Source organism: Burkholderia sp. WTPI3, from assembly GCF_021483755.1.
Lineage (GTDB): Bacteria > Pseudomonadota > Gammaproteobacteria > Burkholderiales > Burkholderiaceae > Burkholderia.
Window position 1 is genome coordinate 1 of sequence record NZ_JAGIXF010000148.1, and the last position, 9347, is coordinate 9347.

10 protein-coding genes are annotated in these 9347 nt (G+C 64.8%); 8 read left to right on the forward strand and 2 right to left on the reverse strand.

Annotation, left to right across the window (positions count from 1 at the left end; genetic code table 11):
• The 4 genes from J7024_RS35200 to cysM form a co-directional block, all read left to right on the forward strand.
• The coding region (locus J7024_RS35200; protein WP_234745919.1) for a PfkB family carbohydrate kinase at positions 1-474 on the forward strand (474 nt) is incomplete at its 5' end.
• Positions 475-537: 63 nt separating this feature from the next.
• A complete protein-coding gene (rfaD, locus tag J7024_RS35205; RefSeq protein ID WP_124827922.1) occupies positions 538-1530 on the forward strand; it encodes an ADP-glyceromanno-heptose 6-epimerase in 993 nt (330 codons plus the stop codon).
• Between the two features lie 73 nt (positions 1531-1603).
• Positions 1604-1948, forward strand: coding sequence for a ComEA family DNA-binding protein (locus J7024_RS35210; RefSeq protein WP_124827921.1), 345 nt, complete (start codon positions 1604-1606; stop codon positions 1946-1948).
• Positions 1949-2154: 206 nt separating this feature from the next.
• Positions 2155-3057 (forward strand): cysteine synthase CysM, encoded by a 903-nt coding sequence (gene cysM / locus J7024_RS35215; protein WP_124827920.1) that lies wholly within the window; start codon positions 2155-2157, stop codon positions 3055-3057.
• A gap of 77 nt (positions 3058-3134) precedes the next feature.
• On the opposite strand, the gene mltB is transcribed toward cysM, so the two are convergent.
• Positions 3135-4478 carry a lytic murein transglycosylase B gene (gene mltB, locus J7024_RS35220; RefSeq protein ID WP_124827919.1) on the reverse strand — a complete coding sequence of 448 codons (1344 nt, stop codon included), beginning with the start codon at positions 4476-4478 and terminating at the stop codon, positions 3135-3137.
• 43 nt (positions 4479-4521) lie between these two features.
• On the opposite strand from mltB, the gene J7024_RS35225 reads away from it, so the two are divergent.
• Positions 4522-5445: a histone deacetylase family protein gene (locus tag J7024_RS35225; RefSeq protein ID WP_096503758.1), complete on the forward strand. Its 924-nt coding sequence runs from the start codon at positions 4522-4524 to the stop codon at positions 5443-5445.
• Positions 5446-5467: 22 nt separating this feature from the next.
• Here J7024_RS35225 and J7024_RS35230 read toward each other — a convergent pair whose 3' ends face one another.
• Positions 5468-6388: an alpha/beta hydrolase gene (locus J7024_RS35230; RefSeq protein WP_175751496.1), complete on the reverse strand. Its 921-nt coding sequence runs from the start codon at positions 6386-6388 to the stop codon at positions 5468-5470.
• A gap of 220 nt (positions 6389-6608) precedes the next feature.
• Between J7024_RS35230 and J7024_RS35235 the strand changes: the two genes are divergently transcribed.
• The 3 genes from J7024_RS35235 to J7024_RS35245 are packed head-to-tail and all read left to right on the forward strand — an operon-like array spanning position 6609 to position 9109.
• On the forward strand, positions 6609-7643 hold the full coding sequence (locus J7024_RS35235) for a methionine ABC transporter ATP-binding protein (RefSeq protein WP_124827917.1): 1035 nt from the start codon (positions 6609-6611) through the stop codon (positions 7641-7643).
• Entirely contained in the window at positions 7633-8286 is a 654-nt protein-coding gene (locus J7024_RS35240) for a methionine ABC transporter permease (protein ID WP_014897715.1), read from the forward strand. The genes J7024_RS35235 and J7024_RS35240 overlap by 11 nt, the downstream gene beginning before the upstream one ends.
• A 28-nt stretch (positions 8287-8314) precedes the next feature.
• Positions 8315-9109 (forward strand): MetQ/NlpA family ABC transporter substrate-binding protein, encoded by a 795-nt coding sequence (locus J7024_RS35245; RefSeq protein ID WP_124827916.1) that lies wholly within the window; start codon positions 8315-8317, stop codon positions 9107-9109.
• Positions 9110-9347: the final 238 nt, after the last annotated feature.

Consider the following 9347-nt stretch of genomic DNA (forward strand, 5'->3'; position numbering starts at 1 on the left):
GCGAAAGGCGGTCTGACACATGTGACGACGATGATCGAGAAGGCGCGCGCGGCCGGCAAGACGGTGCTCGTCGATCCGAAGGGCGGCGACTGGGCGCGCTATCGCGGCGCGTCGCTGATCACGCCGAACCGCGCCGAGTTGCGCGAAGTCGTCGGTCAGTGGAAATCGGAAGACGACCTGCGCGCGCGCGTCGCAAATCTGCGCGAGGAACTCGACCTCGATGCATTGCTGCTCACGCGTTCGGAAGAGGGGATGACGCTCTTTTCCGCAACGGGCGAACTGCATGCCCCGGCGCTTGCACGCGAGGTGTACGACGTATCCGGCGCGGGCGATACCGTGATCGCGACGGTCGCGACGATGCTCGGTGCAGGTGTGCCGCTCGTCGACGCCGTCGTGCTTGCGAACCGCGCGGCGGGCATCGTGGTCGGCAAGCTCGGCACGGCTACCGTCGACTACGACGAACTGTTTCACTGAGCGCATTCGGCGGCGCCGCCAGTGCGCTGCCCGAATGTCTCGTACTTTTCAGGCAGGACGGTCATGACCATTATCGTTACCGGCGCAGCCGGTTTTATCGGCGCGAACATCGTCAAGGCGCTCAACGAGCGCGGCGAGACGCGCATCGTCGCGGTCGACAATCTGACGCGCGCGGACAAGTTCCGCAACCTCGTCGATTGCGAGATCGACGACTATCTCGACAAGACGGAATTCGTCGAGCGCTTCGCGCGCGGTGATTTCGGCAAAGTACGCGCGGTGTTCCATGAAGGCGCCTGTTCGGACACGATGGAAACCGACGGCCGCTACATGATGGACAACAACTTCCGCTACAGCCGCGCGGTGCTCGACGCATGCCTCGCTCAAGGCGCGCAGTTCCTGTACGCGTCGTCGGCCGCGATCTACGGCGGCTCGACGCGTTTCGTCGAGGAGCGTGAAGTCGAGGCGCCGCTGAACGTCTACGGCTATTCGAAGTTCCTGTTCGACCAGGTGATCCGTCGTGTGCTGCCGAGCGCGAAGAGCCAGATCGCCGGGTTCCGCTATTTCAACGTGTATGGCAAGCGCGAGACGCACAAGGGCCGAATGGCGTCGGTTGCGTTCCACAACTTCAACCAGTTCCGCGCGGAAGGCAAGGTCAAGCTGTTCGGCGAGTACAACGGTTATGCGCCGGGCGAGCAGACGCGCGACTTCGTGTCGGTCGAGGACGTCGCGAAGGTGAACCTGTTCTTCTTCGATCATCCGGAGAAGTCTGGCATCTTCAATCTCGGCACCGGCCGCGCGCAACCGTTCAACGACATCGCGTCGACCGTCGTGAACACGCTGCGCGCGCTCGACAACCTGCAGCCGCTGACGCTCGCGCAGCAGGTCGAGCAGGGCCTGATCGAGTACGTGCCGTTCCCCGATGCACTGCGCGGCAAGTACCAGTGCTTCACGCAGGCCGACCAGACGAAACTGCGTGCGGCTGGCTACGACGCACCGTTCTTCACCGTGCAGGAAGGTGTCGATCGCTACGTACGTTGGCTGTCCGGCCAGGTTTAAACCCGGGCGTTGCATCGATAGACTGGGTCTCACGGTCGGCAGCCGCCGGCCGTTTTCATCGGAGATCCAGCACATGATCAGGAAATGGTTTGCTGCAGTTGCCATGTTCGGCGCGATCGCGTCCGCCTGGGCAGCCGTCGACGTCAACACTGCGAACGAGGATGCGCTCGTGGGCATCAAGGGCATCGGTCCTGCGCGGGCAAAGGCGATTCTCGACGAGCGCAGTGCGCGCGGCCCGTTCAGGAATGCAGACGATCTCGCGTCGCGCGTGAAAGGCATGGGTGGCCATACGGTCGAGCGCCTTCGGCAAGAGGGCTTGACGATCGGCGCGGCCGGTTCGGCTGCGCTGGCGCCTGCCACCGGCAAACCGGCTGCGGCGAAACCTGCCGCGGCGCCGGCTCGCACCGCACAGAAGTAACGCGCATCCGACGAAAGGCTCCTTCAGTCGCCGTCGTTGCGACGGTTTCCCGCGGCGTGCCGCGGGCTTTTTGCGTGTATGCCGCGTGCGTGCCATCGCGGATCGTGCGACGGGGCGATTCCATCGTCGCAATGGGGTTGCCGGCGCGAGCCGCGGCACTGGTTTACAATCAACCGATTGATCGGCCTCGTACTTACGGTATCTCCATGGCTTACAAAACTATCGAAGACACGATCGGCAACACGCCGCTCGTGCAACTGGTCCGTCTGGTGGACGACGAGATTCGCGCACGCAACAACGTGGTGCTCGCGAAGCTGGAAGGCAACAACCCGGCCGGCTCCGTGAAGGATCGTCCGGCGTTGTCGATGATCAGCAAGGCCGAGGCGCGTGGCCGGATCAAGCCGGGCGATACGCTGATCGAGGCGACGAGCGGCAACACGGGCATCGCGCTGGCGATGGCAGCGGCGATCCGCGGCTACAAGATGGTGCTGATCATGCCGGAAGACCTGTCGGTCGAGCGCCGCCAGAGCATGGCCGCTTACGGCGCAGAGATCATCCTTACGCCGGTGAAGGGCGGGATGGAACTGGCACGCGACCTCGCGGAGCAAATGCAGCGCGAAGGCAAGGGCGTGATCCTCGATCAGTTCGGAAATCCCGACAATCCGGTCGCACACTACGAAACGACGGGTCCGGAGATCTGGCGCGACACGGAAGGCCGCGTCACGCATTTCGTGTCGGCGATGGGCACGACGGGCACGATCATGGGCACGTCGCGCTATCTGAAGGAACAGAATTCGACGATCGAGATCGTCGGCGCGCAGCCGGAGGATGGCTCGCGTATCCCGGGTATCCGCAAGTGGCCGGAAGCCTATATGCCGACGATTTTCGATCGCAGTCGCATCGATCGCGTCGAGAACGTTAGCCAGGCCGCGGCCGAAACGATGGCGCGGCGGCTCGCGGCCGTCGAAGGCATTTTCGTCGGCATTTCGTCGGGCGGGGCATGTGAAGTCGCGATGCGCATCGCGCGTCAGGTCGAGAACGCGACGATCGTGTTCATCGTCTGCGATCGCGGCGACCGCTACCTGTCGACCGGCGTGTTCCCTGCTTGAGCCCGGGCGGTATGCACCCGGGCACATAATAAAAAAGCGCCGCATATGCGGCGCTTTTTTATTTAGGCGGTTTGCGCCTATTGCGCTTGCGTATCCACCGCGGGCAGCGGGAGCGCGCCGCTCGCTTCCATTTGGGCCTTCACGGCTTCGCCGAGTTGATACACGGCGAGTGCATAGAAGAAGCTGCGGTTGTAGCGCGTCAGCACATAGAAATTCTTGAGGCCGAGCATGTATTCAGTCGCGCGTCCCGGCGACGGCAGATCGACTACGGTGACCGGCGTGCCGGCTTCGGTGGTGATGTTGACCATCGGCTCGTTGAGCGTCATGCCTGCGCGCAGCAGTTGCGACAGTGCCCAGTGCGGCTCGGGCTGACCGTCGGCGGCAGCTTGCGCGATGCCGAGGCTGCCCGTGTCGGGCGTGATGCGCCAGACCACCGGACGATCGGTTTCCCAGCCGTGCTGCTTCAGGTAGTTCGCGACGCTGCCGATCGCATCGGCAGGACTGCTGCGCAGGTCGACGTGGCCCGTGCCGTCGAAATCGACCGCATACTCGCGGATGCTGCTCGGCAGGAACTGCGGGATGCCGATCGCGCCCGTGTATGAACCCAGCACGGTGGTCGGGTCGAGCTGGTTGTCGCGCGTCCAGACGAGGAAATCTTCGAGGTTCTTGCGGAAGGTCGCCTGCCGGCTCTCGCGATTTGGCGTGTCCGGATAGTCGAACGTGAGCGTCGTCAGCGCGTCGAGCACGCGGAAGTTGCCCATGTAGCGGCCATAGATCGTTTCGACGCCGATGATGCCGACGATTACCTCCGGCGGCACGCCGAATTCCTCGGACGCGCGCTGCAACGTCGCCTGGTTCGCCCTCCAGAATTTCACGCCCGCATTGATGCGGATCGGCTCGATGAAGCGCGATCGATAGACGCGCCAGTTCTTGATCGACGGCGTCGGCGCGGGCCGCACGAGTTTGACGGCGGTCGCCGAGTAGCTGATGCGCGAGAACAGCGCATGCAGGCTCGCGGAATCGAAGCTGTCGCGACTCACCAACTCGTCGATGAATGCGTCGACCTGCGCGTTGTTCGCGTAACGCTGTGGGACGATTTCCTCTTCGAATGTCTGACCTTGCGGTGCAGGCTGTTGCGGTTGTGCTTGCGCGACCTGAGTGCCGGCGGACGTCGCAGGCTGCGTCTGTGCAACGGCGGGCGTGGCGGCCAGCGTGGCGACGACGGTAGCGGCAACGAGCGGAATGCGAGCACGGAACAGCGCGGAGAGTAGGGCGGCAGGCTTGCTGGAATTCATGTCGAAGCGGGCGGACAATGCGATAGGGTTCGGCGCAGTATACCCGACGCATCCCGCGTGCCGGGGCGAAGCAGCGCCCCGTTGTGGTAAGTTAGCGGCGAATTCGCGGCAGACGATGGACATCATTGACGGAGACGTGCGGCGCACCAGGCGCCGTAGATGACAGCTTATGGCAACCGCCTTCTATACGCACCCCGACTGCATGCTGCACGAGATGGGGGAATGGCATCCGGAATGCCCGGCGCGACTGTCGGCGATCCAGGATCAACTGATCGCGAGTCGCATCGACGATCTGATCGTGCACGAGACCGCACCGTTCGCGAGCGAGGTCGCGCTGGGCCGCGTGCATACGCAGGCCCATATCGATTACATCCGCAGCATGACGCCCGTCGACGGCTACGTCGAGATCGATCCGGACACGCTGATGAACCGCGACACCTGGCGCGCCGCGTTGCGTGCGGCCGGCGCCGCGATCGCGGCGACCGACGCGGTGATCGAGGGCCGCTACGCGAATGCGTTCTGCAGCGTCCGGCCGCCGGGCCATCACGCGGAACCCGCGCGCGCGATGGGTTTCTGCTTCTTCAACAACGTCGCGATCGCCGCGCGGCATGCGCTCGACGTCCACGGCATCGAGCGCGTCGCGATCGTCGATTTCGACGTGCACCACGGTAACGGCACCGAAGCCGCGTTCGCGAACGACGAGCGCGTGCTGATGTGCAGTTTCTTCCAGCATCCGCTATACCCGTTCTCGGGCGTCGATCACCAGGCGCCGAACATGGTCAACCTGCCGATGCCTGCGCGCAGCAACGGGATGGCGATCCGCGAAGCGGTCGACATGTTCTGGCTGCCGCGGCTGGACGCGTTCAAGCCGCAAATGCTGTTCGTATCGGCGGGCTTCGACGCGCACCGCGAGGACGACATCGGCAACCTCGGTCTCGTCGAGGCCGATTTCGAGTGGTTGACCGCACAGATTGTCGACGTTGCGCGCCGACACGCGCAGGGTCGCATCGTGAGCTGCCTAGAAGGCGGCTACAACCTGTCGGCGCTTGGACGCAGCGTTGTCGCGCATCTGCGCGTGCTGGCCGGTATCTGAGGCGAGCGGTGGTCGCGTGTGCTCAACGGGCCAGCGCGCGCGCGTGAATCCATGCGATCAGCGCGTCGATCACGCGGTCGCGCTCGAGATCGTTCATCGTTTCGTGGAAGCCGCTTTCGTATAGCGTCAGCGTGCGATCGGTCGAGCCGACACGGGCGCCGAACGCGCGGCTTCCATCCGGCTCGGTCAGCTTGTCGTCGGTGCCGTGGTAGACGAGCACCGGCGTGCGCAGCGTCCCGCGGCCGCGCTCGATGCGCGCCATCGCGTCGAGGATTTCCGCGCCGGTGCGCGCCGGCACCGCGCCGTGGTGCACGAGCGGGTCGGCGCGATTGGCCGCGACGATGGCCGGATCGCGCGACAGCAGCGCCGCATCGATCCTGATCGCGGGGAAGGTCGGCCAGATACGGCTGATGATGCGGCTCATCGCCAGCATCCAGCGCGGCACGTCGCGTCCCGGCGCCAGCGCCGGGCTTGACAGCACGAGTCCCGCCAGCGCGTACCCGTGCGCCGGCACGCGCTCGATCGCATAGAGCGCCGCGACGGCGCCGCCCATGCTGTGACCCATCAGGAAGAGCGGCGTATCGTCGCGGGCGGCTTCCGCGACGAGCGCATCCGTATCGTTCAGGTACTCGTCGAAGCGCTCGACCCATGCGCGCTTGCCGGGCGACTGCCCGTGCCCGCGCAGATCGATTGCCAGCACTTCGACACCGGCCGCGTTCAGTCTGGCGGCAAGCGCGGCGTAGCGGCCCGCATGCTCGGCGAGGCCGTGCACGAGCGCGATCGTCGCGCGCGGCGGCGCAGTGCCGTTGCCGGCCGGCCAGCGGTATGACGCCAGTTCGAGTCCGTCCGCGGTACGCAGTCGGCCCATTCGCGGAGCGGGCGCCGCCGTCAGGCCCGGCGCAGCGGTGGCGGATGCGGTGGCCGGCGTGGTGATGACGGTCATCTGGCGTGTCCCCTGTTTCGTTGGCATCGGTGTTTCCGGATCATAGTCGCGGCATTCCCGTCACGGCCCCGCGGCGCCCCTCTAATTTCGTCTGGTTATGAAAAGATCGAAATCGATTATTAAGGGGAATGAGACGTTTGCGGTAAAATCGCCGGTTATTCCAGATGCAGCGGCGGCCGACTGGCGGGCCTCTTCGCCAGCCGGCCGCCGTTTTGTTTACATGATCGAATTACGCAATCTGTCGCAGCGTTTCCCCGGGCCGACCGGCTGGGTTGACGCATTGCACAACGTCAACCTGACGATCCCGCAGGGCGAGGTGTTCGGCATCATCGGCCGAAGCGGCGCCGGCAAGAGTACGCTCGTGCGCACCATCAACCTGCTCACGCGGCCGACGGAAGGCAACGTCGTCGTCGGCGGGCGCGATCTCACGGTGCTGCCGGCCAGTGCGCTGCGCGAAGCGCGCCGCGAAATCGGCATGATCTTCCAGCACTTCAACCTGTTGTCGTCGCGTACGGTGTTCGAGAACGTCGCGCTGCCGCTCGAGCTGGCCGGCGCAAGCCGTGCCGACATCGAGGCGGCCGTGCTGCCGCTGCTCGACCTCGTCGGGCTGTCCGCGCAGAAGGATCGATATCCGGCGCAGATCAGCGGCGGCCAGAAGCAGCGCGTCGGCATTGCCCGCGCGCTCGCGAGCAAGCCGAAGGTGCTGCTGTCGGACGAAGCGACGTCGGCGCTCGATCCCGAAACCACGCGTTCGATTCTCGACCTGCTGAAGCGCATCAACCGCGAGCTCGGCCTGACGATCGTGCTGATCACGCACCAGATGGAAGTGATCAAGCAGGTGTGCGATCGCGTCGCCGTGCTCGATGCGGGTCGTGTGGTCGAGGAGGGGCGCGTGATCGACGTGTTCCTGCAGCCGCATCACGAAGTGACGCGCGCGCTGATCGGCGACGTGATCGCGCAGGAGTTGCCGCCTGCGCTGAAGGCGCGTGTGGCCGAGCGGCTCAAGACAGGCAGCGGGCATTTGCTGCGGCTCGCGTTCACCGGCTCGGGCGTCGACCAGCCGATCCTGTCGGAGACGATTCGCCGGTACGAACTGGATTTCAACATCCTGCACGGCCAGATCGACGAGATCCAGGGGCAGGCGTTCGGATCGCTCGCGGTGCTCGCGGGCGGCGAGCCGGGCAAGGTCGGGGAAGCGCTCGCGTTCCTGCGCGAGCAAGGTGTGGTGGTAGAGGAGCTTTCGTATGTTGAGTGAGATGTTCGATATGTTCGTGCAGTCGTTCTGGGAGACGCTGATCATGGTCGGCATCTCGGGGGCGGTCGGCGCGCTCGTCGGGCTACCGCTCGGCGTGCTGCTCTATCTGACCGACCGCCAGGGCGTGCTGCAGAACCTCGGCGTGAACCGCGTGCTCGGCGGCATCGTGAACGCGGTGCGCTCGACGCCGTTTATCATCCTGCTGGTCGCGGTCATTCCGTTGACGCGGCTCGTCACGGGTTCGTCGATAGGCACGGCCGCGGCGGTCGTGCCATTGACGCTCGCGGCCGCGCCGTTCGTCGCGCGGCTGGTCGAGACCGCGCTGCGCGAAGTCGATCGCGGGCTGATCGAGGCCGCGCAGTCGATGGGCGCGACGACGTCGCAGATCGTCTTCAAGGTGCTGCTGCCCGAATCGCTGCCGGGCATCGTCGCGGGCCTGACGATCACGTTCGTGTCGCTCGTCGGCTATTCGGCGATGGCCGGTGCGATCGGCGGCGGCGGGCTTGGCGATCTCGGGATCCGCTACGGCTATCAGCGCTACCTGCCGGAAGTGATGTGGACGGTCGTCGCGATCCTGATCGTGTTCGTGCAGATCGTGCAATCGTTCGGCGACTGGCTGGTACGCCGGCTGAGCCACAAGTAAAAGCGACAATCATCCGTTGGGGGAGACGATGCAACGACGCTTCATGCTGAAGTTCGCGGCCGCAGTCGGTGCGGCCATGCTGTTCACGAGCGCGCACGCGCAGGCGGAAACCATCAAGGTGGGCGTGACGGGCGGCCCGCATGCGCAGATCATGGAAGTGGTGAAGAAGGTCGCGGCGAAGAGCGGCCTCGATATCCGCATCGTCGAATTCTCCGACTACGTGCAGCCGAACGCGGCGCTCGCGTCCGGCGATCTCGATGCGAACAGCTACCAGCACGATCCGTATCTGCAGGCGCAGATAAAGGACCGCGGCTACAAGCTGATCAAGGTCGCGGATACCGTTACGTTCCCGATGGGCATCTATTCGAAGCGGGTGAAGTCGCTGGCCGAGTTGAAGCCGGGTGCGCGCATCGCGGTGCCGAACGACCCGACCAACGGCGGCCGCGCGCTGCTGCTTCTGCAGAAACAGGGGCTGCTGAAGCTGCGCGCGGACGCCGGGCTGAAGGCGACGCCACTCGATATCGTCGACAATTCGCGCAAGCTGAAAATCGTCGAGCTCGATGCGGCGCAGATTCCGCGCTCGCTTGGCGACGTTGACGCGGCGGCAATCAATACGAACTACGCGATGGAAGCGGGCCTGAAGCCGAAACAGGACGCGATCGCAATCGAGGGTCCGAACGGTCCGTACGCGAACATTCTCGCGATTCGCGAAGCCGATCGCAGCAAGCCGTGGGTCGCGAAGCTGATCGCTGCCTATCATTCCGTGGAAGTGAAGCAGTTCATCGAGCAGAAGTTTGGCGGCGCGGTCATTGCTGCCTGGTAACACGAAGTACTGGGCGCGCCCGGCGACGATTAGAGTCGATGATCGAAAACCCGGGCTTTGCGTCCGGGTTTTTTCTCTTTTAAAATAGAACGACCGTTCGCTATTGCCGGCGCGCCGAAGCGGAGCGCTATCCTCGATAGTCGCGATGGATTGGTCCGCTTGGCCGCGCAGTCATGAGGCCTCGCTATAAAATGGCCTCTGGTCGTATTCGTAACTTTGGAGCGTGTGCATGAAAATC